This is a genomic window from Arthrobacter sp. M4 (assembly GCF_020251205.1).
Classification (GTDB): Bacteria; Actinomycetota; Actinomycetes; order Actinomycetales; family Micrococcaceae; genus Arthrobacter.
The window spans coordinates 340,382-363,847 of sequence record NZ_JAIWYX010000003.1 but is presented as its reverse complement, the minus strand read 5'-3'; the positions used below and the strand labels follow the sequence as shown (position 1 = coordinate 363,847).

Genomic DNA, 23,466 nt, shown 5'->3' with positions numbered 1-23,466 from the left:
TCATGATTGCACTCACAGCGGCGGAAATCGCCCACATCACCAATGGCCGGCTGGCTGCGGACCCGGACATTGTTCCCGGTTCAGTGGTCACGGATTCGCGTGAGGCCGAGCCAGGTTCCCTGTACGTCGCCAAGCCCGGCGAACACGCCGACGGCCACGCGTTCGTCGGCTCCGCCTTCGAGAACGGGGCTGTGCTCGCGCTGACCGAGCGCGAAGTCAGCGACGCCGATGGCAAGCCGTTTCCCGCCGTCGTCGTAGAAGACGCTGTCCTGGCCATGGGGGCCTTGGCAGCCGAATGCGTCCGCCGCATGCGGGCCGCCAGGGCGGCCGTCGGCGAGCAGCTGACCGTCATCGGGATCACCGGCTCCGCGGGCAAGACCACAACCAAGGACCTCCTGGCAGGCATCCTCTCCGCGGCCGGCCCCACTGTGGCGCCGCAAGGCTCCTATAACGGCGAGGTTGGAGTGCCCCTCACCGTGTTCCGCGCCGACAACAACACCCGGTACCTGGTCATCGAAATGGGTGCCACCGGGATCGGCCACATCGCCTACCTGGCAGACATCGTGCGCCCGGAGATCGGCGTTGTCCTGGGTGTTGGTTCAGCGCACGCAGGAGAGTTTGGCGGCGTCGAAAACATCGCACAGGCCAAGGGGGAGCTTGTGGAGTCGCTTCCCGATGCGGGCACGGCGATCCTCAACCTGGACGACGCCCGGGTTGCCGCCATGCGCGCCCGCACCACAGCGACCGTTCTTGGCTTTACGTCTTCCAGCGGCCATCCGGACGACCTCGCCGTCCGGGCCCTCAACGTTTCCACTGGCCCGGAAGGCCACCCGGGATTCGATCTGCAACTGCCCGACGGCGGACAGCCAGTAAGCGTCTCAAGCCGCCTTATTGGCGTGCACCACGTCGCAAACCTCCTGGCTGCAGCTGCCGCTGCCTTCGCTGCAGGCATTCCCGCCGCCGATATCGCTGCGTCGCTCAGCAGCCAGGCGCCTGTAAGCCGCTGGCGCATGGAGCGCACCGAACGCGCTGACGGCGTCACCATCATCAACGATGCCTATAACGCCAACCCGGAGTCCATGCGGGCAGCGCTCCGCACCCTGGCTGACCTGGGCCGGGGCCGCAGGACCTGGGCGGTGCTGGGCGCCATGCTGGAACTCGGCGAAGACTCGATTCGCGAACACGCAGCCGTCGGCACCCAGGTAGTGAGGCTCAACATCGACCGGCTGCTGGTGGTGGGGCGGGAAGCCCGGCCCCTATACATTTCAGCCATCCAGGAAGGCTCCTGGGGGGACGAATGCAGTTTCACTGAGACGGCGGACCAGGCCTTTGAGCTCCTTCAGTCAGAGCTGAGGCCGGACGACCTTGTTTTGTTCAAGTCCTCGAACGGCGTGGGCCTGAGGCATCTGGGGGATCGGATAGCACAGGCCGCCCCGGCCCCTGAGAACGTCAAGAGCGCAGCTCCGACTGCCGCCACTGAAGGGAACGAACAGCAATGATCGCACTACTGATCGGCGCCGGCGTTGCCCTCCTCGCGGCGCTAATCGGCACGCCCCTGTTCATCCGTTTCCTCGTCAACAAGGGCTACGGCCAGTTCATCAGGGACGACGGACCTACTTCCCACCACACCAAGCGCGGGACGCCCACCATGGGTGGAACCGTCGTCGTCGCTGCGGTTTTGATCAGCTACTCGGTCACTCATTTGCTGATGTGGTTCATGAATCCCCGGTCTCCGGGGCCCTCCGCGTCAGGGCTGCTGCTCCTCTTCCTGGCGGTTGGCATGGGTTTTGTCGGGTTCCTCGATGACTACATCAAGATCTCCAAACAGCGAAGCCTGGGGTTGAACGCCAAGGCCAAACTGATCCTGCAAGGCGTTGTGGGTATCGCTTTCGCCGTGCTGGCCCTTAACTTCCCGGACTCTGCGGGGATCACGCCGGCTTCAACCCAGATCTCCCTTGTCCGCGACATTCCGTGGCTGAACCTGGCATTTGGCGGCACGGTCCTCGGAGCGATCCTATTCGTGATCTGGTCCAACCTGATCGTGACGGCAGCCACCAACGGGGTGAACCTGACCGACGGCCTGGACGGGCTTGCTGCCGGCGCCGCAGTGATGGTCTTTGGCGCGTACACGATCATGGGCATCTGGCAGTCCAACCAGGCCTGCGGCTCGCCGCGGGAAGCAGGATCGGGCTGCTACATCGTTCGCGACCCGCTGGACCTGGCTTTGCTTGCTGCCATCATGAGCGCGGCGCTGGTTGGTTTCTTGTGGTGGAACACATCGCCCGCAAAGATCTTTATGGGGGATACGGGCTCACTGGCCATCGGCGGCGCTATTGCCGGGTTCGCGATCATGTCCCGCACGGAGTTGCTCCTGGGCCTCATCGGTGGGCTGTTTGTCCTGATCACGCTATCCGTCATCATCCAGGTGGGCTACTTTAAGGCCACCAAGGGCAAACGGTTCTTCAAGATGGCCCCTCTCCAGCATCACTTTGAACTCAAAGGCTGGGCCGAGGTCACTGTGGTGGTCCGTTTCTGGATCCTCTGCGGCCTCTTTGTAGCCGCCGGGCTTGGCATTTTCTACGCTGAATGGGTGGTGCTCCTGTGAACGTGCGCAATGTTGCAGCTCTCGCTGAACGGCTCAAGGGCCTGACCAGTTGGGATTCGGACTGGGCAGGCCTGCGTGTGGTCGTCACGGGCATCGGCGTTTCGGGTTTCGCGGCTGCGGACACGTTGATTGAGCTAGGTGCCCGCGTCGTCGTCGTTGACGCGGCGACCTCCGCCAAAGCCCAGGCGCAGGCGGAGACTCTTCGGATCGTTGGAGCTGCGGACGTGCTGTTAGGCCCGGACGCAGTGGAGGCACTGCCAAAAATCGACGGCGAACGCCCGGAACTTGTGGTGACGTCACCAGGTTGGCGTCCCGACCAAGCGTTGCTGGCCGCTGCCAAGCGCGCCCATATCCCGGTGTGGGGCGACGTTGAGCTGGCTTGGCGGCTGCGTGAACGAGAAGGACGCAAAACCGCAGACTGGCTGAGCATCACCGGCACCAACGGCAAGACGACCACTGTAGGTATGGCTGAGGCCATGCTCCAGGCCGCCGGGCTCAAAGCCATCGCAGTGGGCAATGTGGGAACGCCGATCCTCGATGCTCTCCGCGACCCCGTGGAGTACGACGTCTTCGCCGTGGAGCTGTCCAGCTTCCAGCTGCACTGGAGCGAATCGGTTTCCGCCGTCGCCAGCGTTTGCCTCAATGTCGCGGAGGATCACGTTGACTGGCATGGTTCATACGACTCCTACCTCGCCGACAAGGCCAAGATCTACGAGCACACGCAGAAAGCCTGCATCTACAACGCCGAGCAGATCGAAACTGAGCGGATGGTAGAGAACGCAGACGTTGTGGAGGGCTGCCGCGCCGTTGCCTTCACAACGTCGTCACCAGCAATCAGCATGGTGGGCATCGTCGAGGGTTTGGTGGTGGACCGGGCGTTCATCGAGGACCGCAAGAACTCCGCTGCCGAGCTGGCAGCGTTGTCTGACCTGGGCCCGGTGGCCCCTCGGCACATGGTTGCCAATGCGCTTGCTGCCGCTGCCCTGGTCCGCGCCTACGGGGTCGAAGCCAGCGCCGTAAGGCAGGGTCTGCGAAACTACGCGCCAGGCGACCACCGCATCCAGGCAGTGGCCAAGCAGCGCGGAGTTCTCTGGATCAACGACTCCAAGGCAACGAATCCACACGCAGCCTCAGCGTCACTCGCTTCATTCAGGAACGTCGTCTGGATCGCCGGCGGCCTGTCAAAGGGTGTCAACTACGATCAGCTGGTCCAGGACAATGCGGAGCGACTCAAGGCCGTTGTGCTGATAGGGACGGACACGGTGGAACTCGAGGCGGCACTCGCCCGACACGCCCCCGACGTTCCCGTGATACCGCAGCCCACGGGCGACACTGGAGAAGAGCAGTCAGCCGAAGGGCCTGGTGCCGGTGCAGATCGAGCCGCGAACCGCGGTGAAGCTGTCATGGCCCAAGCGGTGGCGTCGGCGGCGCAGGTGGCCGAGTCCGGCGATACCGTGCTTATGGCCCCCGCGGCTGCTTCGATGGACCAATTCTCTTCCTACGCTCACCGTGGCGACGCTTTCATCCAGGCAGTTCGCGAGCTCGTGGAAGGGCAGGCACAGACCGACGAGGAGTAGCGATGGTCAGCACGCCCCCACGCACGCGGGACCGAAACCTTGGGTCCGTGGCGCCAGCAGGCGGCGCGCCAAAGACGGCTCCTCCCGTTCGCGGCCTGAGGCGTTTCTGGACGGCACTGGAAGGCACAGGAAGGTCCCGGAACGGATCGACATACTACCTCATTCTGGGAGCAACGCTTGCGCTGACCGCCATCGGCATCATGATGGTGCTGTCGGCCTCCAGTGTTGAAGCCATTGCAGCAGGGGAGTCACCCTACTCGGCAGCCCTGAAGCAGGGGATGTTCGCGGCAATCGGCATCGTCCTGATGCTGGTCCTGTCCCGCGTCAACGTGCAATGGCTCAAACGGCTCGCCTGGCCGGCAATCATTGTTGCTTTCGTCCTTCTGGGACTCGTTCTGCTGATTGGAACCAGCACCAACGGCAACCAGAACTGGATCGAGGTGGGCCCGTTTACCTTCCAGCCTTCGGAGGCCGCAAAACTTGCCCTTGCCCTGTGGATGGCCACGGTGCTGGCACGCAAGGCAAAGCTGATCCACCAGGCGAAGCACGCCCTCATCCCTGTGGTGCCGGTGGCCATCGGCGTTGTTGGCCTGGTTCTTGCGGGGAATGACCTTGGCACCGGCATGATCGTGATGATCATCGTGGCTGCTGGACTGTTCTTCTCCGGCGTCCGACTGTATCTCTTCGGGCTGGGCACCGTAGTGGGTGGCTTGGCCGTGGCAGTTATGGCTATAGCAAGCCCCAACCGCATGTGCCGCATCATGTCCTGGACGGGGCAGGTCTGCGCCGATGGCACGGACGTCAACTACCAGTCCACCAATGGGCTCTACGCGCTTGCGTCGGGCGGATGGTTCGGGGTTGGACTTGGCCAGAGCCGACAAAAGTACAGCTGGATTCCCGAGGCCCATAACGACTTCATCTTCGCCATCATTGGCGAAGAACTTGGCCTTGCCGGAACGCTTGTGGTCCTGGTCCTTTTTGCGATCCTCGGCGCGGCCATCTACAGGGTGGTGGTTGCCCAGGAAGATATGTTCCAGCGCGTCCTCGCAGGAACCATCATGGTCTGGCTGCTCGGGCAGGGCACCGTGAATATGGCCGTCGTGACGGGTCTTGCTCCGGTGATCGGCGTTCCCCTGCCGTTTATTTCCTACGGTGGTTCTGCCCTGCTCATGTCTCTGTGCGGCATCGGCGTAGTCTTGTCCTTGGCCCGCGCACAGATGGCGCCCCATATCCGGCCCAAGCGGCTCGTGAAGCTGCCGGCGAAAAAAGCACGAAAGCGTACCTAGCACTCCATGAACTCCCAGCGTTTGCCCGAGGACAGCCCACAGTCGGCCGACAGGCTCCATCCAGGAGAGGGGCAGCCCTCCGTAGATCGACCGCTTTCAGTCGTGTTGGCTGGAGGTGGCACTGCCGGGCACATCAGCCCGCTGCTGGCCATTGCCGACGCCATTCGCGAGGCGCGGCCGGACGCCGCAATCGTGGCCGTCGGAACGCCCACGGGAATGGAGACCCGACTTGTCCCGGCCGCCGGCTACACCCTGGCGACGATCGACCGTGTTCCTTTCCCACGGAAGCCGTCTGCCGCGCTGTTCAGGCTCCCGGGAAAACTTCTGGGTGCCGTACGGCAGTCAGGAAAGATCCTGGACGAAGCACAAGCCGATGTCCTCGTGGGGGTCGGCGGCTATGTGTGCACCCCGATGTACCTGGCGGCGCGGCTCCGTCGGATTCCCATAGTCATCCACGAGGCGAATGCCCGGCCAGGGCTGGCCAACAAGGTGGGCGCGTTGTTTAGCCGCCATGTGGCTGTCGCCTTCGAACAGACGAGGCTCCGCCATGCCCGGCACGTAGGCATGCCCATGCGCAAGGCGATCGCCGGCTTGGACCGTGAGTCCCGTCGGGAGTCTGCCCGGGCGTCCCTGGGGTTGGAAGCAAACAGGCCGGCCCTGATTGTCACGGGAGGCTCTTCCGGGGCAGCGAGCATCAATGCAACAATCTCTGCATCGCTGAAGGCACTGGCGGATGCCGGAGTGCAAACGCTGCACATCACGGGCAAAGGCAAGACCGTGCTGGACTCTTCGGGCAATTCCCTGAGCGGAGAAGGGTACCGCCAGGTGGAGTACGTCGATGGCATGGAGAACGTGTACGCGGCAGCGGACGTCCTCCTGGCCCGTTCGGGAGCCGCCACGGTCTGCGAAGTCGCCGCCGTAGGCGTCCCCGCCGTCTTTGTACCGCTTCCCCACGGTAACGGCGAGCAAGCGCTCAACGCCGCCTCCCTCGTCAACGACGGCGCCGCACTCCTGGTCGCGGACAAGTCCCTGACACCGGAGTGGGTGGAACGGGAACTTGTCCCGTTGCTCTCCGATTCCGCACGTCTGAACGAGATGTCCCGCAAAGCCGCGGCCCTTGGGATACGAGACGCGGACAAACGCATGGCCGAGCTCGTCCTTGAGGCGGTGGCGGCGTGACAGCAGCAGACAAGGCGCTGGCCAGCCTGGGGAGGGTGCACTTCATCGGCATCGGCGGCGTTGGCATGTCCGGCGTCGCACGCATCATGGCGGCCCGGGGCGTCCCGGTCAGCGGTTCGGACGCAAAGGACCTGCCCGTTATGGCGGAGCTGGCCGCCGCAGGGGCCAGGATCGCCGTCGGCTATGATTCAGCGAACCTTGGTGACGCGCAGACGGTTGTTGCAGGTTCGGCTATCCGGAAGGACAACCCGGAACTCGTCGCCGCCCAGCAGGCGGGCCTGCCCGTCCTGCACCGATCCCAGGCCCTGGCCGCCACAATGGCAGGTGACCGCGTGGTGACTGTGGCGGGAACCCACGGGAAATCCACCACCACGTCCATGATCACCGTGATGCTCAAGGAAGCCGGCTTGGACCCGTCCTTTGCCATCGGTGCCAACGTTCCTGCCCTGGGGGTCAACGCGGCCAATGGCGAGTCCGACGTGTTCGTGGCCGAGGCAGACGAATCGGACGGCTCGTTCCTGAACTATCGGCCCAATGTTGCCGTAGTGACGAACGTCGAGGCCGACCACCTGGACCACTACGGAACTGCTGAGGCTGTCCACGCCTCCTTCGATTCCTTCGCCGCGCTCCTCCCGGCAGACGGCGTGCTGATTGCCTGCGCTGACGACGCCGGTGCCCGTGCGCTGGCGGACCGGACCGCGGGCCGCGGGGAGACTAGGGTACTGCGCTACGGAACCTCAGACGACTCGGACATCAGGCTCGACGACGGCGGCCCCGGAAACACCTGGCTCGCCACGGCCGACGGCCGCTATCCCCTGGAACTGCTGGTCCCGGGGCGCCACAACGCCCTCAACGCGGCCGCTGCCTTCGGCGTCGGCGTTTCCCTTGGTGTGGCCCCCAACGTGGCGGCCGCGGCACTGGCGCATTTCACTGGTGCCTCGCGGCGCTTCGAATTCAAGGGGGAGGGCCGGGGGGTTCGCGTCTACGACGACTACGCCCACCACCCCACGGAGGTTCGGGCGGCTTTGGCTGCCGCAAAGTCCGTGGCCGGCGGCAACAAGGTCCATGTGTTGTTCCAACCGCACCTTTTTTCGCGTACACGGGAATTCGCGGAGGAGTTCGCTTCTGCACTGGGCCTGGCAGATACAGCTTTCGTACTGGAGATCTATCCGGCGCGCGAAGATCCCATTCCCGGCGTTACGAGCCTGTTGATCGCCGATCGGCTGGGCAACGGCAGGCTTGTGGGCCCGGGCCGGGAAGCAGTAGAGGCCTTGACCGGCGTGGCGCAGGAAGGTGACATCGTGCTTACCGTCGGCGCGGGTGACGTTACCGCCTACGGTCCGCTCATCGTGGAGTCTTTGGGTGGCTAGCACCCGCCGGCCGACCTTCCGGCCTTCGAACCAGACTGGCGGGACGCGCGGGATCCCGCAGTCAGAGGGTGCCGGCTCACCCTCAAGTTCCATCCGGGACAAGGCAATGGATCCCGTGGTCATCAGCGTGGAGCGCGGGGTGGAAGATCTCGGCGCTCGTGAGCCGGAGGCCAAAGGCGGCGGGCGGAAGAAAGGTAAGCGGACCGCCAAGTCCGGCATGGGCCGGGATTCCGCGGCGAAGGATCGTGGTCAAGGGACGGGACGGACAACCAAGGGCATCAAACGCGGTGGTGGCCAGGGCAGCGGCCCGGACCGGAAGGACAACGTCCTTGCCTTTCCCGAACCACGTGGTCGCAGGCTTCGGCGGAACATCATGTTGGCCGCTTGCGCTGCCGCCCTGGTGACCATTGGCATCATTGCCGGGGCCATCTGGTCTCCGTTCCTTGCCGTGCGAACCGTGACAGTCACCGGCACAAAGCTCCTCACCCCTGATGCGGTGACGGCAGCGCTGGAACCCGTCAAGGGCACGCCGCTTCCGCAGGTGACCACGGACCACGTGAATTCCTTGTTGAAACCTCTCGTCCAAATCCGCTCGGTGAAGACTGAAGCACATCCGCCTTCCGAGCTGGTTGTCCATGTCACTGAGCGGGTTCCCGTGGCATTGGTCAAGCAAGGGGCCGACTTCCTCCTGGTGGATGTTGACGGCGTCCAACTGGCGGCCACCAAAGATCCGGCGTCGGTGTCGCTGCCGGTTATCGACGGCGGAACGACTCCAGCGGGTAGGGAACTGTTCTCGGCAATTACCGCCGTCCTGGCGACGCTGCCGCCTGATGTGCTGTCCCAGATGGCGACAGCTTCTGCCAAGTCCGTCGATTCGGTGGAACTCAAACTCACAAGCGGGAAGACTGTCGTTTGGGGAAACGAGGCGGACAAGGAGCTGAAGGCAAAAGTTCTGGCGGCCCTGCTCAAGAAGCCCCAAGATCCCAAAAACCCCGTGTCCATATACGACGTCAGCACGCCGCGGCAGCCGTTCACGAGGTAGGAGATGCGATGCCTTTCTCCCAATTGGCGGGGAATCGGACGACACGCGGAGGCGGTCATTGAATGTCGGTTTCCGAGCAAATACCGTCGCAGTCAAGAGTTACTTGACATAACTATAACCTTCAACTAGAGGGTTAAGGTCCAAGGATTCAAGTTGGACTCGATCAGTTTCGCTATAGGACACAAACAAGGGGCACGAAACGTGGCAGCACCGCAGAATTACTTGGCCGTCATCAAGGTCGTCGGCATCGGCGGCGGTGGCGTGAATGCAGTCAACCGCATGATTGAAGTCGGCCTGCGCGGGGTCGAGTTCATCGCCATCAACACCGATGCTCAGGCTCTGCTTATGAGTGATGCCGACGTCAAGCTCGATGTCGGCCGCGAACTCACGCGTGGCCTGGGCGCAGGTGCCAACCCCGAGGTCGGCCGACAGGCGGCGGAAGACCACGCGGATGAGATCGAGGAAGTACTCCGCGGCGCGGATATGGTCTTTGTGACTGCCGGCGAGGGTGGTGGCACGGGCACCGGCGGTGCACCTGTCGTGGCCCGCATCGCACGTTCCCTTGGTGCCCTGACGATTGGCGTGGTGACGCGCCCATTCACCTTCGAAGGCCGCCGCCGGGCCGGTTCGGCCGAAGCGGGAATCGATGCCCTTCGTGACGAAGTCGACACGCTGATCGTTATCCCCAACGACCGCCTCCTGTCCATCAGTGACCGCAACGTCTCCGTCCTAGACGCCTTCCGGTCCGCTGACCAGGTGCTGCTCTCCGGTGTCCAGGGCATCACCGACCTCATCACGACCCCTGGCCTGATCAACCTGGACTTTGCCGACGTCAAGTCCGTTATGCAGGGTGCTGGCTCCGCCCTGATGGGCATCGGTTCTGCCCGTGGCGAGGACCGCGCCGTCAAGGCTGCGGAACTTGCAATCGCCTCGCCCCTCCTGGAAGCCTCGATCGACGGTGCGCACGGTGTACTGCTGTCCATCCAGGGTGGTTCGGACCTGGGCCTCTTCGAAATCAATGAGGCTGCCCGCCTGGTCCAGGAAGTCGCGCACCCCGAAGCAAACATCATCTTCGGTGCCGTCATTGACGATGCCCTTGGCGACGAGGCCCGCGTCACGGTCATCGCTGCCGGCTTCGACGACGTCAAAGCCACCTCGCCCTCCATGAACCAGTCCGGGGCACAGCAGTCCGGCCAGGGTGCGCAGGCACCTGCCCAGCAGTCCAGCGAACGGCCTCCCGCTCCAACCGCTGCGCCGCAGCACAGCTCGGTGCCGCAGCACGCTGGCGCCGGTGTTTCCAGCCTGAGCAACTGGGGACAGGCGCGGCCCACGTCCGTTCCGTCCGATGCCGGATTCGACGTCGACCTCCCGTCGATCGTAGAACCTGACCTGTCCGGCAGCCGCAGTGACGACTTGGACGTTCCCGACTTCCTCAAGTAAGGTCGTTCGATTGCGGCGCCACGGTGGGCCGCAAGGAGGCAAGGAGAACAAGCGGGCGTGTTTTGGCAGGAGGAAGTGCTGCCCGGGGTGTCCGTGGCGTTCACTGACACTAGTACGGGAAACTTGGCGCTTCACACCGGTGACGATCCCGACGACGTAACGAGGCGCAGGGCCGCCTTGGAGTCAGCTGTGGGGCTCGGTGGCGAGCGTTTCCACTTCATGAACCAGGTGCACGGCAATGTGGTCGCCTACGTCGACGGGCACGGTGGCGTGCCGACGGCAGATGCCATGGTGTCGCTCGGCAAGCCGCTAGCCGTTATGGTGGCCGATTGTGTTCCGGTTGTCCTCGTTGGCACTTCTGACAGCGGGCGCCCGGTCTTCGGGGTCGCCCACGCAGGCCGTCCCGGCACAGCATTGGGGATTGTTCCGGCAGCCGTCGCGGAAATGCGCCGTCGCGGGGCCGCGGAGATAAAGGCTTGGGTTGGCCCTTCGATTTGCGGCGCGTGCTACGAGGTCCCCGCGGAGATGCAGGCCGAAGTGGTTGCTGCGGTACCGGAGTCCTCGTCGCTCACTTCGTGGGGCACGCCTTCCTTGGACTTGCCTGCCGCCGTGCGTTCCCAGCTGGAATCGGCCGGGGTCGGCGTGGACCACGTCGCCGAATGCACGCTGGAGAATGAGGCGCTGTTCTCCTACCGAAGAAACAAGAACGCAGGCCGTTTTGCCGGATTGGTATGGATCAATGACTGAGGCCCTCGGCCAAGGGCACGAGTTTGGGACAGGCGACGAGCGGCTGGCCCAGCTCAAGTCGCGCTTGGAGGCCGTTCGCGAGCGGATCTCCAAGGCAACGCTTGATGCTGGCCGCACGGACGAGCCTGCCTTGATTGTTGTCACCAAGTTCCACCCTGCACAGGACATTCGACGCCTGGCTGCCCTGGGTGTGACGGACATCGGCGAAAGCCGCGACCAAGAGGCGTCGGCCAAGGCCGAGGAACTTGCCGACCTGGACGTCCGCTGGCACTTCATCGGCCAACTGCAGGGAAACAAGGCCAAATCGGTGGCGCGTTATGCCCATGTCGTCCACTCCATTGACCGGCCCAAGCTAGTGGACGCACTAGCGAGAGCCGTGTCCGCTGAACAGGACGCCACCGCCCGCCCGGCAATGGACTGCTTCATTCAGGTCAGCCTGGATGACGACGCCGGCAGTCACCGCGGCGGGGCGAGCCAGGCCGACGTCGGACTCCTGGCGGACAGGATCGCGGCCGCGTCATCGCTGACTCTGGCCGGTGTCATGGCTGTTGCGCCTCTCGGCGCCGATCCGTCTGCCGCCTTTGAAAAGCTGGCTGGTATCTCTGAGCGCCTCAGAAGCGCACACCCCGGTGCCACAGGCGTTTCGGCAGGTATGAGCCAGGACTTGGAAGAGGCTGTCCGCCACGGGGCGACACACCTTCGGATTGGCTCCGATATTCTCGGATCGCGTCCAGCCGTGCGGTAGCGTCAAAGTTATTGGAAGCGGCGGGCCAGAGTTCCACCAGTGTCAAGTCATGGGCGGCCCGCCCACTGCAGACACGATTGGAGTCGACCATGGCTGGCGCTCTGCGCAAGACAATGATCTATCTTGGGCTCGCCGACGGCGACGAACACTACGAGTCTGAACAGCACATGCTGCACAAGGACGACGACCGTGACCGTCCCAGCGACCATGAGCGTGAGGAACGCCGTGCTCCTGCGCCAGTCCGCGAAATCGTTCGAGAAGCCCCTCCCGTTGTCGTTGCCGAAGAGGAATACCGCGCACCCGTGACCCCCATCAAGCGTGCGGCCTCGAGCCGCGAAGACGCCTCCGGCCTGAGGCAGATCACCACCGTCCACCCCCGTTCCTACAACGACGCCAAGATCATCGGCGAGAGCTTCCGTGACGGCATTCCTGTCATTATGAACGTCACGGACATGGGCGAAGCAGACGCCAAGCGGCTCGTTGATTTCTCTGCCGGCCTGGTGTTCGGGCTTCACGGAAGCATCGAACGGGTCACCAACAAGGTCTTCCTGCTTTCTCCCTCATATGTTGAGGTCCTTGGCGATGACAAAAAGGGCAGCGACCCCCAGGCGAGCTTCTTCAACCAGAGCTGAATTGCTGGCCGAGGGTAGTGCCGGGCTGGCAATGTCGGCCTGGCACTACCCTTCTCTGATCAGGCCGTCTGCTGGACGCGAATGGATTGCAGAGCAACAAGAGGATATGAATTAACCTGTGGGACTCATTTTCGGCCTGATATACATCGCGCTCCTGTTGTTCTTCGTAGCCCTTCTTATCCGCCTTGTTTATGACTGGGTCCAGATGTTTGCCCGCGAGTGGCGTCCGCGCGGAGCAGCGCTGGTGACCGCACACGTTGTGTATTCGATCACGGACCCGCCGCTAAAGGGGTTGCGTCGACTGATCCCTCCGCTGAGGCTGGGCGGAGTATCTCTCGACCTGGGTTTCCTGGCGTTGTTTATTGGTGTGAGTATCGCCATGGGCATCGTTGGCCGCTTCGCCTGACGGCGGAAAAGCCACAAAGCCGGTCCTTCGGCCGCCGAATGGGGGCGCCGGCCCGGCAAATTCCCTAAGCCAGCACGATCGTGTTGAATTAGAGGAAGCAGTTGATAGTTAGGTACCGTAGTCCTGAACGGCCGGAAGGCCCTCCTGACTAACTAGACCAATGAGGTGACCAGATGGCTTTGACGCCAGAAGACGTTGTCAACAAGCGCTTTCAGCCGACCAAGTTCCGTGAAGGCTACGACCAGGACGAGGTCGACGACTTCCTTGACGAAATCGTCGTCGAGCTGCGCCGTCTGAACCAGGAAAACGACGAGCTGCGCAAGAAGCTCGCAGAAGCCGGTTCGGCCCCGCAGGCAAGCGTCACCGCGGCTGCTCCTGTCGTCGACAAGGTCCCGTCTCCGTCCAAGGCTGAGAAGGAAGCTGCCGCCAAGGCCGAAGCTGAGGCCCAGGCCGCTGCTGACGCTGCTAAGAAGCAGGAAGCAGAGAGGGCAGCTGCTGCTGCCTCGGCAGCCCAGGGTTCCGGTGTTACTGCGTCCGCCGAGTCTGCCGCCGGCCTGCTCGCGATGGCCCAGCAGATGCACGACAAGCACGTGTCTGATGGCCTGCAGCAGAAGGAAAAGATCATCGCCGAGGCGCAGATTGAGGCGAGCAGCCTTGTCAACGACGCCCAGGAGAAGTCCCGCAAGATCCTCGGTGCCCTCGAACAGCAGCGCTCGGTGCTGGAGCGTAAGGTCGAACAGCTTCGCGGCTTCGAGCGTGACTACCGATCCCGCCTGAAGGCCTACATCGAAGGCCAGCTGCGCGACCTGGACGCTCGCGGTTCGGTTGCCGCCCCCGAGGTCGGCGAAGCCAACGCAGAGGTCTAGCAAGTATTCTGAAAGCCGGTGGCTGAGGATTCCTCGGCCGCCGGCTTTTGCTGTTAAGTCCGCGGCGCACGGCCGCGGCCGAATGAAAGTACTATGAGCAATCTTCCATCAGGGGAAATCCCGCAGTCCGCGCAGGCAGTCCGGCGTCCGCGTCGCACGGCGCTGCTTTGGCTCTTCGCCGGCTTTGCTGTGTTCGCTTATGCCTTTGACCAGCTCACGAAACTATGGGTCACCAGCACCATGGTGGAGGGGGAACGGATTCCTGTCCTTCCGCCGTTGCTGCACTGGTACTACATCCGCAATTCCGGGGCCGCATTCTCCATCGGAGAAAATGTCACGTGGGTGTTCACCATCGTGATGGCGGCGGTTTCCGTGGCTATCCTTTTCCAATTGCGGAAGCTTGGTTCCGTCTGGTGGGCGCTTTCCCTCGGACTCCTGCTGGGCGGTGCGCTCGGCAACCTAACCGACCGGCTTTTCCGTGAGCCGTCGTTCGCGATGGGTCACGTTGTCGACTTTATCCAATTGCCCAATTTCGCGATCTTCAACATTGCCGATTCGGCAGTGGTGTCCGCCGTCGTGATCATCTGTCTCCTTACCCTGCGCGGCGTTGGCCTCGATGGCACCCGGCACGGCGGCAAGGGACCGGCGTCGGACAGTGGCGTGGAAAACCAAGGCGGCCAGGGTAGCGGCGGCCATGACTGACCGTTGCGTCGTACCTGACGAGCTGAACGGCAGCAGGGCTGATGCCGGGCTGTCCAAACTGTTGGGTATCTCCCGGTCCGCTGCCGCCACATTGCTGGCTGAGGGCAACGTGCGAAGCGACGGCACCGCCGTCGGGAAGTCCGCGAAGCTCGCGGCAGGGTCGGTTTTGGAAGTGACAGTGCCGGAGCGGCGGGACCCGCTGGAAGTCGTGGAGGAGATCGTGCAAGGCCTGGACATTCTGCTGGACGATGAGGACTTTGTCGTCATCGACAAGCCCGTGGGCGTTGCCGCCCACCCATCTCCGGGCTGGGTTGGTCCCACCGTAGTCGGCGGACTCGCCGGTGCCGGTTACAGAATCTCGACCTCGGGTGCGCCGGAGCGGATGGGCATCGTCCACCGCCTCGACGTCGGCACATCGGGAGTTATGGTTGTCGCCAAAACGGAGGACGCCTACAGCGTGCTGAAGCGTGCCTTCAAGGAACGGACCGTCGACAAGGTGTACCACGCCGTCGTTCAGGGCCTCCCTGACCCGCTGGAAGGCACCATCGACGCCCCCATCGGCAGGCATCCCGGCCACGACTGGCGTTTCGCCGTCATCGAAGACGGTCGGCCTTCGGTGACCCACTACGAGGTTGTTGAGGCCTATGGCAAGGCAACCCTGGTGGAGATCCATCTTGAAACAGGGCGCACTCACCAGATCCGTGTGCACTTTGCCGCCCTTCGACACCCCTGTGCAGGCGATCTCACCTACGGAGCGGACCCCAGATTGGCCGCAAACCTTGGCCTGACCCGTCAATGGCTGCACGCGCGACGGCTAGGCTTCAACCATCCCCGGACCGGAGAGTGGATCGAAGTGACCAGCCAATACCCAGCGGACCTGCAGTACGCGCTGGACTTGCTTGCCAGCGGCAACGCCTGAGGCCGCTACCGATTTCTGACAGGGCCGGCCGGTAGACTGTCGTGGTGACCTCAAGCAATGCCTCGTTCGTCCACCTGCATAACCACACCGAATACTCGATGCTGGACGGCGCGGCCAGGTTGGGGGACCTGTTCAGCCATGCCAAGGAACTCGGCATGGACTCCCTTGCCACCACGGACCACGGTTTCGTTTTTGGCGCCTTCGATTTCTGGAACAAGGCCCGCAACTCCGGGGTGAAGCCCATCGTCGGCGTGGAGGCCTACCTCACTCCGGGCACCGCACGTCAGGACAAAACCCGTGTCCGCTGGGGCGACGGGGGCCGCGACGACGTCTCTGGTGCGGGTTCCTATACCCACATGACAATGTGGGCCGAAAGCACCGAGGGCATGCACAACCTGTTCAGGATGTCTTCCCTGGCATCGCTGGAGGGCTACCTATACAAGCCGCGCATGGACCGGGACCTCCTGCAGACCTACGGCAAGGGCATTATTGCCACCACCGGGTGCCCTTCGGGCGAAGTCCAAACCAAATTGCGTTTGGGACTCTACAAGGAAGCCATGCAGGCTGCCTCCGACTTCAGGGACATCTTCGGGCCGGAGAACTTCTTCTGCGAGCTTATGGACCATGGCCTGGACATCGAGCGGTCCGTGCAGGCTGACCTCATCAAGCTCGCCAAGGACCTTGGCCTTCCCCTTGTGGCCACTAACGACCTTCACTACACGCACGCAGAAGATGCGGCCTCGCACGCGGCCCTTCTTTGTGTGCAGTCCGGTTCCACGCTCGCGGACCCCAAGCGCTTCAAGTTCGATGCCGACGAGTTCTACCTCAAGTCGCCGCAGGAAATGCGGGCACTGTTCTCCGACCACCCCGATGCCTGCGACAACACGCTTCTCATCGCCGAACGGTGCAACGTCGAGTTCAACACCAAGGCCAACTACATGCCGCGGTACCCGGTCCCTGAAGGGGAGAACGAGGAATCGTGGTTCATCAAGGAAGTTGAGAAGGGCCTGCACTACAGGTACCCGGACGGCATCCCGGACAAAGTCCGCCAGCAGGCCAACTACGAGGTGGGCGTCATCGCGCAGATGGGCTTCCCCGGCTACTTCCTGGTGGTTGCGGACTTCATCAACTGGGCCAAGAACAACGGAATCCGTGTTGGTCCCGGGCGTGGTTCCGGAGCCGGTTCCATGGCCGCTTACGCGATGCGCATTACGGACCTTGACCCGCTTGAGCATGGCCTGATCTTCGAGCGCTTCCTCAACCCGGACCGCGTGTCCATGCCCGACTTCGATGTCGACTTCGACGATCGGCGCCGCCCCGAGGTCATCAAGTACGTCACCGAAAAATATGGCGACGAGCGCGTCGCCATGATCGTCACGTACGGCACCATCAAGGCCAAGCAGGCGCTCAAGGATTCATCGCGCGTGCTGGGCTACCCCTTTTCCACCGGCGAGCGGCTCACCAAGGCCATGCCCCCTGACGTTATGGGCAAGGGCATGCCCCTGTACGACATCCACAATCCGGATGCGAAGCGCTATTCCGAGGCCGAGGAGATCCGCGAGCTCCTCAAGACGGACGCCGATTCGCAGAAGGTGTTTGAGACCGCGCTGGGCCTGGAAGGGCTGAAGCGCCAGTGGGGCGTCCACGCAGCAGGCGTCATCATGTCCTCCGACCCGCTGATCGACATCATTCCGATCATGCGGCGCGAGCAGGACGGCCAGGTCATCACGCAGTTCGACTACCCGACGTGTGAGGGCCTTGGCCTGATCAAGATGGACTTCCTCGGCCTGAGGAACCTGACGATCATCACCGACGCTTTGGAGAACATCAAGCTCAACCGGAGCGAGGACCTTATCCTCGAGGACCTCGCGCTGGACGATCCGGCGTCGTATGAGCTGCTGGCCCGCGGCGACACCCTTGGCGTTTTCCAGCTCGATGGCGGGCCGATGCGGTCTTTGTTGAAGTTGATGCGCCCTGACAACTTCGAAGACATCTCCGCTGTCCTGGCCCTGTACCGTCCAGGTCCGATGGGTGCCAATGCGCATACCAACTACGCATTGCGGAAGAACAAGCTGCAGGACGTTACCCCCATCCATCCGGAGCTCGCGGAGCCCCTGGAGGAAATCCTCGGCGGTACCTTTGGCCTGATCGTGTATCAGGAACAGGTTATGTCCATCGCGCAGAAACTTGCCGGCTACTCGCTTGGCCAAGCCGACATCCTGCGGCGCGCGATGGGTAAGAAGAAGAAGGAAGAGCTGGACAAGCAGTTCGCCGGCTTCGCCCAGGGCATGAAGGACAACGGCTACTCCGAGGCTGCAGTCAAGACGCTGTGGGACATCCTGCTCCCGTTCTCCGACTACGCCTTCAACAAGGCGCACTCAGCAGCGTACGGAGTGGTTTCGTACTGGACCGCCTACCTCAAGGCCCACTACGCCACGGAGTACATGGCAGCCTTGTTGACGTCTGTTGGCGACGACAAGGACAAGCTGGCGATGTACCTCAATGAGTGCCGCAGGATGGGGATCACGGTGCTCCCGCCAGATGTCAACGAGTCCGCGCTCAACTTCACCCCAGTAGGCACCGACATCCGCTTCGGCATGGGCGCCGTGCGCAACGTTGGAGCCAACGTGGTGGAGTCCATGGTGGCCGCCCGGAACAGCGAGGGCGCCTACACCTCCTTCAAGGACTTCCTGCTCAAGGTGCCCGCGGTGGTGTGCAACAAGCGCACCATTGAATCGTTGATCAAGGCGGGGGCCTTCGATTCCCTGGGTCACCCACGACGCTCCCTCGCGATGGTTCACGAGGAAGCCATCGACTCCGTCATCACGCTCAAACGCAACGAGGCCATTGGCCAGTTCGACCTGTTTGCCGGGTTCGAGGAGCAGGAGCCTGAGGCGTCGCTCACCACGGAAATCCCGGACCTTCCCGAATGGGACAAGAAGGACAAGCTCGCCTTTGAAAGGGACATGCTGGGCCTCTACGTCTCAGACCATCCCCTGCAAGGCCTCGAGGGCGTGCTGAGCCAGCATGCTGACCAGTCAATCACTTCCGTGATTGGCGAGGACGGTCCACAGGATGGGGCCATTGTCACGATCGCTGGAATGATCACGTCCCTTAGCCGACGAATCGCCAAGGCCAGCGGCAACGCCTATGCACGCGCCGAAATTGAGGATCTTGGCGGTTCCATGGAAGTGATGTTCTTTGGCCAGGTTTACGGACCCATCGCCTCGGTACTGGCAGAAGACCTGATTGTTGTGGTCAAGGGACGACTTCAGCGGCGGGACGACGGAGCGGTCACACTCAATGCCATGGAGTTGAGCGTCCCGGACCTGAGCGAAAGCGTCAATGGGCCAGTCGTCATCACCCTTCCTGTCCACAAGGCCACTGAGACCGTTGTTGCGGATCTGGGCGATGTACTGCGGACGCATCGGGGTAACTCGGAGGTGCGGCTGAACCTGATGAGCGACACCAAGGTGGAGGTTATGGGGCTACCGCTGCACCTGCGCGTCAATCCAAACCCGGCGTTGTTTGGCGACCTAAAGGTATTGCTGGGCCCGGCCTGCCTGGACAGTTAGACAGTTAGCCCTAGATTTCATAATCCAGCGGAGCAGGCTGGCTGTAGCCGCCTGAATGGTAGAGCAGCGGCTTGCCGTCTTCTCCTACTTGCCCGTCCACAACTTCCACCACCACAACGGCGTTGTTCTCGAAGGAAAGCCGCATCTGGATTTTTCCGACGAGCCAGCCCGTGACGTCTTTGAGGATTGGCACATCGTGGGGGCCGTTTTCCCAGTGATCGCCCTCAAAACGGTTCCGCGTCTTGGCGAACCTATCTGCCAATGCCTGGTTCTCCAGCCCCAGCATGTGAACGCCGATGTACGTGGCGTTGGAGACGGCAGGCCATGAGCTGGAACTGCGGGCCATGTTGAACGTGAACCGGGGTGGTTCCGCTGACAGCGAGGCCACCGAAGTGGCGGTGAAACCGAAGGGGGTGCCCTCATGGTTGGCGGTAATAATGGCAACGCCCGCCGCGTGCCGACGGAACATTTCCTTGAACGTGCCTATGAAGGCTGCGTTCTCTGGGGCCACGGTAATCGATCTCCTGCACTGGCTGTTGTTAATGTTGATGTCATGACACAACCTCCGGCCGAGGGCCCGCGTTCCGCGAAACAAGGCCTTGCCCGGCCGGACGCTTCCATGACGTCCTACGGTGAACTTTACGCTCCCGCCGGGCGCCAACACGCGGTCCCGACGACGGATATGACGACGTCGGATGCGGCCTCAGGTGCGCAGACTGGCGCCGAGGAGCCGATCAATACCCACGGCGGCGATAAGCCGAAAGCAGGGGCCGCAAGGCACCGTCGCCGTCCCGGGACCCGCCATTTGTGGGCTTGGGCGGTCATTCCCGCCGTGGGAGGCATCGCCGTCGGGGTGGCCTGGTGGCTGCTCGCCCCGGGCGGCCGGAACCTCCTCTCCGGAAACCCGGCTTTCGGCACCGGGGCGGACCCGGCCTCCTGGCTGCCGCGCGACCTGACCCTCGCTGCGCTGTTCCTCCTGCCGGGTTGTTTCACGGCCGTCCTCCTGGACGGAAGGCAGTACCAGCGGCATCCCGTGTGGCGTTTGCTTCTGGCCGTCATCGGAAGTGCCACAGGTGCCGCGCTGGCCTGGGGTACTGGTGTGCTCGTCGGCCACTGGTGGGCCGGCCCGGTCGATACGTCAGCCAACCCAAGCATCGCATTCTCCCTGCGGTCTTGGACCGTGCTGCTGGTTTGGCCAGGAAGCCTGGCCCTTTCGGCATTCATCCTGTCTCTGATGGGCGCAGGCCGCGCCCAGGGTCCAGATGCGGCGTAGCCTGGACGTGGTGCGGGCGGGGGCCACGTAAAATGGCCGAGTGACCTTTTCAGCGGAACAAACTTCACCGACCTCCGACGCCGTAGCCTTCCGGTCCATTGACCTCCGGGGCCGCACTTTGACGCTGGCCGAGTTGCGTGCTGCCGTGCCGCGGGCGCAGCACCAGACGGTGGCGGACGCTGAGGCCAAAGTCATGGACATCATTTCCGCTGTACGTGATTCCGGCTTTGAGGCACTGGCAGGCTTTGCAAAAGCGTTCGACGGCGTTGAGCAGGCCCACCCGCGCGTTCCGGAGTCGGCGTTAACAGAGGCGCTGGCCAGCCTCGACCCGGCTGTTCGTGCCGCCCTGGAGGAGTCGATCAACCGGGCGCGCCAATTCGCGGACGCCCAGAGGCCGGCCGTCGTCGACGTCCCCTTGGGGGATGGCGCCGTCGTAAGCCAGAACTGGGTCCCGGTTGCGCGCGTTGGCCTGTACGTGCCGGGCGGCTTGGCCGTCTATCCATCGTCGGTTGTCATGAATGTGGTTCCAGCCCTGGCGGCGGGCGTTTCCTCGATCGCCCTCGCATCCCCGCCGCAGAAAGAGTTTGGCGGCCTCCCGCACCCAACCATCCTTGCTGCGGCGGCGTTGCTGGGAATCGACGAGGTTTATGCCATTGGCGGCGCCCAAGCCATCGCAGCATTCGCGTATGGCGTGCAAGGCGACCGCGGAGAAGCCCCGATCTTGCCCGTCGACGTTGTGACAGGCCCCGGAAATATCTTCGTGGCAACTGCCAAGCGGCTGGTTAAAGGCGTTGTGGGGATCGACTCCGAAGCCGGCACTACCGAGATCGCCATCCTGGCGGATGCATCGGCGAAGCCTGCCCTCGTGGCGGCGGACTTGATCAGCCAGGCCGAGCATGATCCCAAGGCTGCATCGGTCCTGGTCACGGACTCACCCGAACTGGCGGCAGCGGTGCAGGAAGAACTCGAACGGCAGGTGGCAACCACTAAGCACACCGTCCGGGTCCGTGAGGCGCTGTCCGGATCGCAATCGGGCGTGGTCCTCGTCGATAACCTTGACCAGGGAGTAGCCGTCTGTGACGCGTATGCTGCCGAGCACTTGGAAGTCATGACGGCAGATGCCCCGGCCGTCGCTACCCGAATCCGTAATGCAGGTGCGATTTTTGTTGGCGATTACAGCCCCGTGAGCCTGGGTGACTACTGCGCCGGCTCCAACCACGTACTGCCCACCAGTGGCACCGCCGCGTTCTCCTCGGGCCTGAACGTCACCACGTTCCTCAAGGCGGTGCAGGTGATCAATTACAACCGGGATGCCTTGCAGCAGGTGAGCACCCACATCGTCAGCCTCTCCGACGCCGAGGACCTGCCTGGCCACGGGGACGCTGTCAAGATCCGCTTCAGAACCGGAGGCTAAACAACCGCCCCGGCCACTACATATGGTGTTACAAACACTACATATAGTAATTACAGCCTTGTCATTAGGGTGGCCCGCGCCATAAAATGGAAGCCGGAACAAACTGTTTCCGGCAAAAGGCCGGAAACATTCTGGATGCTTCTGCCACTCCGGGGAGGAACTGACGTGTACTGTCCGTTTTGCCGCAACCCTGATTCGCGGGTCGTAGACAGCCGGATGGCCGACGACGGCTCTTCGATCCGGCGTCGGCGGCAGTGCCCCGAATGCGGACGCCGCTTCACCACCGTTGAGACAACCAGCCTCTCAGTTATCAAGCGCTCGGGCGTTGGTGAGCCGTTCAGCCGCACCAAGGTAATCAACGGCGTGCGCAAAGCCTGCCAGGGACGCCCTGTGACCGAAGACGATCTGGCGATGCTGGCCCAGGAAGTCGAAGAGCAGATCCGGGCTTCCGGTGCTGCCGAAATTGACGCGCACGAGGTTGGGTTGGCTATCCTCGGACCCCTCCAGAAGCTGGACCAGGTAGCCTACCTGCGATTCGCCAGCGTGTACCAGGCCTTTGAATCCTTGGAAGATTTTGAGGCGGCCATTGCGTTGCTTCGCCATGAAGGCGGGTCCACGCAGGCAGAGGCACGGAAGAGTCCCGAGAAAAGCCCTCTCTAGCCCCTAAAACTCCGGCGGCGGCCGCGGAGGGGAAGCCAACACCGCCGCCGGAATCTCTTCCAGGTTTCCCCCGGCCGCGCCAGCTCGGTGAAGGGCTCATGAAAACGAAGGCCCCGGAGTCAGTCGCTGGACGGACTCCGGGGCCAACGCTTTGTACTTGGCCTTGGGCTGGACTTATTTTGCCAGCTTGTGATGAAGGGCCACCTCAAGCGCCGCACCGACAATGCCGGCGTCGTTCTTCAGTTCGGCCGTGACGATCTTGGTCCTCAAATCCAGGTGCGGGAAGTACTCGTCAGCGCGCTTGGAGATACCGCCGCCAATGATGAAAAGCTCGGGGGAGAACAGGAACTCCACATGCGACAGGTACCGCTGCAGCAGCACTGAATATTCCTGCCAGCTCAGGCCGTCACGTTCGCGTGCCACCGCGGACGCCTTGGTCTCAGCGTCGTGGCCGTCAACTTCCAGGTGGCCCAGTTCGGCGTTCGGGACCAGCTGGCCGTTGAAGATAAAGGCTGAGCCAATGCCGGTGCCCAGCGTAATGACCAGGACAGTTCCGTCTACGCCTTCACCTGCGCCGTACCGTGCTTCCGCGAGGCCCGCAGCGTCGGCGTCGTTGATAACCTCAACCGGGCGGCCCAGCCTCTCGGTGAGCATGGAGTCAATGGGGAGGTCAAGCCAAGACTTATCCACATTCGCCGCCGAGCGAACGACACCGTGCTGGATGATCCCGGGGAACGTTACGCCAACGGGGGTGTCGGCGTCGGGGGCCCCTTCGCGGGTGGACAGTTCTTTGACGATCTCCGCTACGACGTCGGCAACGGCTTCGGGGGTTGCCGGCTGCGGCGTTGGGATGCGAAAACGGTCACCGGCCAACTTGCCCTTCTTGAGGTCAACGATGCCGCCCTTGATACCCGTTCCGCCAATGTCGATGCCGATCAGGTGCCGGGCCTTGTGGGATTTTTCGTCTTTGCTGCTCAATCTCTCGTTCCGTTCGTGGCAGGGAAGGGTGGCATGCTGCAATGATCTGC

Annotated in this window: 21 protein-coding genes; 19 read left to right on the top strand and 2 right to left on the bottom strand. The window is 63.1% G+C overall.

Annotation, left to right across the window (positions count from 1 at the left end):
* Positions 1-2 precede the first annotated feature (2 nt).
* From murF to dnaE, 16 genes are all read left to right on the top strand, one after another.
* A complete protein-coding gene (gene murF, locus LD110_RS08120) occupies positions 3-1,499 on the top strand; it encodes a UDP-N-acetylmuramoyl-tripeptide--D-alanyl-D-alanine ligase (RefSeq protein ID WP_225497998.1) in 1,497 nt (498 codons plus the stop codon).
* The gene (gene mraY / locus LD110_RS08115) at positions 1,496-2,605 is read left to right on the top strand and encodes a phospho-N-acetylmuramoyl-pentapeptide-transferase (RefSeq protein WP_225497997.1); all 1,110 of its coding nucleotides are present in this window, start codon (positions 1,496-1,498) and stop codon (positions 2,603-2,605) included. Before murF ends, mraY begins: the two co-directional genes overlap by 4 nt.
* The gene (gene murD / locus LD110_RS08110) at positions 2,587-4,182 is read left to right on the top strand and encodes a UDP-N-acetylmuramoyl-L-alanine--D-glutamate ligase (RefSeq protein ID WP_374200315.1); all 1,596 of its coding nucleotides are present in this window, start codon (positions 2,587-2,589) and stop codon (positions 4,180-4,182) included. The genes mraY and murD overlap by 19 nt, the downstream gene beginning before the upstream one ends.
* A gap of 2 nt (positions 4,183-4,184) precedes the next feature.
* A complete protein-coding gene (gene ftsW, locus LD110_RS08105; RefSeq protein WP_225497995.1) occupies positions 4,185-5,468 on the top strand; it encodes a putative lipid II flippase FtsW in 1,284 nt (427 codons plus the stop codon).
* 6 nt (positions 5,469-5,474) lie between these two features.
* Positions 5,475-6,647, top strand: coding sequence for an undecaprenyldiphospho-muramoylpentapeptide beta-N-acetylglucosaminyltransferase (gene murG, locus LD110_RS08100; protein ID WP_225497994.1), 1,173 nt, complete (start codon positions 5,475-5,477; stop codon positions 6,645-6,647).
* Complete coding sequence (murC, locus tag LD110_RS08095; protein WP_225497993.1) at positions 6,644-8,017, top strand: UDP-N-acetylmuramate--L-alanine ligase; 1,374 nt, start codon at positions 6,644-6,646, stop codon at positions 8,015-8,017. Before murG ends, murC begins: the two co-directional genes overlap by 4 nt.
* The gene (locus tag LD110_RS08090; protein ID WP_225497992.1) at positions 8,010-9,059 is read left to right on the top strand and encodes a cell division protein FtsQ/DivIB; all 1,050 of its coding nucleotides are present in this window, start codon (positions 8,010-8,012) and stop codon (positions 9,057-9,059) included. The genes murC and LD110_RS08090 overlap by 8 nt, the downstream gene beginning before the upstream one ends.
* 201 nt (positions 9,060-9,260) lie before the next feature.
* A complete protein-coding gene (gene ftsZ, locus LD110_RS08085) occupies positions 9,261-10,499 on the top strand; it encodes a cell division protein FtsZ (protein WP_225497991.1) in 1,239 nt (412 codons plus the stop codon).
* Positions 10,500-10,556: 57 nt separating this feature from the next.
* Positions 10,557-11,246, top strand: a complete 690-nt coding sequence (locus LD110_RS08080) for a polyphenol oxidase family protein (RefSeq protein ID WP_225497990.1) — start codon at positions 10,557-10,559, stop codon at positions 11,244-11,246.
* A complete protein-coding gene (locus LD110_RS08075; RefSeq protein WP_225497989.1) occupies positions 11,239-11,991 on the top strand; it encodes a YggS family pyridoxal phosphate-dependent enzyme in 753 nt (250 codons plus the stop codon). Before LD110_RS08080 ends, LD110_RS08075 begins: the two co-directional genes overlap by 8 nt.
* Positions 11,992-12,080: 89 nt before the next feature.
* Positions 12,081-12,623 carry a cell division protein SepF gene (locus tag LD110_RS08070; RefSeq protein ID WP_225497988.1) on the top strand — a complete coding sequence of 181 codons (543 nt, stop codon included), beginning with the start codon at positions 12,081-12,083 and terminating at the stop codon, positions 12,621-12,623.
* Positions 12,624-12,741: 118 nt separating this feature from the next.
* On the top strand, positions 12,742-13,029 hold the full coding sequence (locus LD110_RS08065) for a YggT family protein (protein ID WP_225497987.1): 288 nt from the start codon (positions 12,742-12,744) through the stop codon (positions 13,027-13,029).
* Between the two features lie 173 nt (positions 13,030-13,202).
* Complete coding sequence (locus tag LD110_RS08060) at positions 13,203-13,895, top strand: DivIVA domain-containing protein (RefSeq protein WP_225497986.1); 693 nt, start codon at positions 13,203-13,205, stop codon at positions 13,893-13,895.
* Positions 13,896-13,988: 93 nt separating this feature from the next.
* Positions 13,989-14,597 (top strand): signal peptidase II, encoded by a 609-nt coding sequence (gene lspA / locus LD110_RS08055; protein WP_225497985.1) that lies wholly within the window; start codon positions 13,989-13,991, stop codon positions 14,595-14,597.
* Positions 14,590-15,516, top strand: a complete 927-nt coding sequence (locus LD110_RS08050) for an RluA family pseudouridine synthase (RefSeq protein ID WP_225497984.1) — start codon at positions 14,590-14,592, stop codon at positions 15,514-15,516. Before lspA ends, LD110_RS08050 begins: the two co-directional genes overlap by 8 nt.
* A 44-nt stretch (positions 15,517-15,560) precedes the next feature.
* Positions 15,561-19,091, top strand: coding sequence for a DNA polymerase III subunit alpha (dnaE, locus tag LD110_RS08045; protein ID WP_225497983.1), 3,531 nt, complete (start codon positions 15,561-15,563; stop codon positions 19,089-19,091).
* Between the two features lie 10 nt (positions 19,092-19,101).
* Here dnaE and LD110_RS08040 read toward each other — a convergent pair whose 3' ends face one another.
* Positions 19,102-19,560 (bottom strand): flavin reductase family protein, encoded by a 459-nt coding sequence (locus LD110_RS08040; protein WP_225498134.1) that lies wholly within the window; start codon positions 19,558-19,560, stop codon positions 19,102-19,104.
* Between the two features lie 84 nt (positions 19,561-19,644).
* On the opposite strand from LD110_RS08040, the gene LD110_RS08035 reads away from it, so the two are divergent.
* From LD110_RS08035 to nrdR, 3 genes are all read left to right on the top strand, one after another.
* The gene (locus tag LD110_RS08035) at positions 19,645-20,364 is read left to right on the top strand and encodes a hypothetical protein (protein ID WP_225497982.1); all 720 of its coding nucleotides are present in this window, start codon (positions 19,645-19,647) and stop codon (positions 20,362-20,364) included.
* Positions 20,365-20,404: 40 nt separating this feature from the next.
* Entirely contained in the window at positions 20,405-21,778 is a 1,374-nt protein-coding gene (hisD, locus tag LD110_RS08030; protein WP_225497981.1) for a histidinol dehydrogenase, read from the top strand.
* Between the two features lie 165 nt (positions 21,779-21,943).
* A complete protein-coding gene (gene nrdR, locus LD110_RS08025) occupies positions 21,944-22,438 on the top strand; it encodes a transcriptional regulator NrdR (protein WP_225497980.1) in 495 nt (164 codons plus the stop codon).
* A gap of 174 nt (positions 22,439-22,612) precedes the next feature.
* On the opposite strand, the gene ppgK is transcribed toward nrdR, so the two are convergent.
* Positions 22,613-23,416 carry a polyphosphate--glucose phosphotransferase gene (gene ppgK, locus LD110_RS08020; RefSeq protein WP_225497979.1) on the bottom strand — a complete coding sequence of 268 codons (804 nt, stop codon included), beginning with the start codon at positions 23,414-23,416 and terminating at the stop codon, positions 22,613-22,615.
* Positions 23,417-23,466 lie beyond the last annotated feature (50 nt).